Genomic DNA, 1,142 nt, shown 5'->3' on the forward strand with positions numbered 1-1,142 from the left:
CACGTAAACGTGGGTACAATTGGTCACGTTGACCATGGTAAAACAACTTTAACTGCTGCAATTGCAACAATCTGTGCAAAAACTTACGGCGGTGAAGCTAAAGACTACGCAGCAATCGACTCTGCACCAGAAGAAAAAGCACGTGGTATTACAATTAATACTTCACACGTAGAATACGATTCTCCAATCCGTCACTACGCTCACGTAGACTGCCCGGGACACGCCGATTATGTTAAAAACATGATCACTGGTGCTGCTCAGATGGACGGTGCAATCCTTGTATGTGCTGCGACTGACGGTCCAATGCCACAAACGCGTGAACACATCCTTCTTTCTCGCCAAGTAGGTGTACCTTATATTCTTGTATTCCTTAACAAGTGTGACCTTGTTGATGATGAAGAATTACTTGAATTGGTAGAAATGGAAGTTCGTGAACTTCTTTCTACTTATGACTTCCCAGGTGATGACACTCCAATCATCCGTGGTTCAGCACTTGCTGCGCTTAATGGTGATGCTGGTCAATATGGCGAATCAGCAGTTCTTGCTCTTGTTGAAGCGCTTGACTCTTACATCCCAGAACCAGAGCGTGCAATCGACAAAGCATTCTTGATGCCAATCGAAGACGTATTCTCAATCTCTGGTCGTGGTACAGTGGTAACAGGTCGTGTAGAGTCTGGTATCGTTAAAGTTGGCGAAGAAGTTGAAATCGTTGGTATTAAAGATACAGTTAAAACAACTGTAACTGGCGTAGAAATGTTCCGTAAACTTCTAGACGAAGGTCGTGCTGGCGAGAACTGTGGTGTACTTTTACGTGGTACTAAGCGTGAAGACGTACAACGTGGTCAAGTACTTGCTAAACCAGGTACAATCAAGCCGCATACTAAATTCGACGCAGAAGTATATGTACTTTCTAAAGAAGAAGGTGGTCGTCATACGCCGTTCCTTAACGGTTACCGTCCACAGTTCTACTTCCGTACAACTGACGTAACTGGTGCAATCCAATTACAAGACGGCGTTGAAATGGTAATGCCAGGCGACAACGTTGAAATGTCAGTAGAATTGATCCACCCAATCGCAATGGACCCAGGTCTACGTTTTGCGATCCGTGAAGGTGGTCGTACAGTTGGTGCTGGTGTAGTTGC

At 45.0% G+C, this 1,142-nt stretch carries 1 protein-coding gene; it reads left to right on the forward strand.

The window, feature by feature from the left end:
- Nucleotides 1–1,142 (forward strand): elongation factor Tu (gene tuf / locus OSH00_RS20435; RefSeq protein WP_266131949.1); only part of this gene is annotated, 1,142 nt, incomplete at both ends.

The organism is Acinetobacter nematophilus, assembly GCF_026344175.1.
Classification (GTDB): domain Bacteria; phylum Pseudomonadota; class Gammaproteobacteria; order Pseudomonadales; family Moraxellaceae; genus Acinetobacter; species Acinetobacter nematophilus.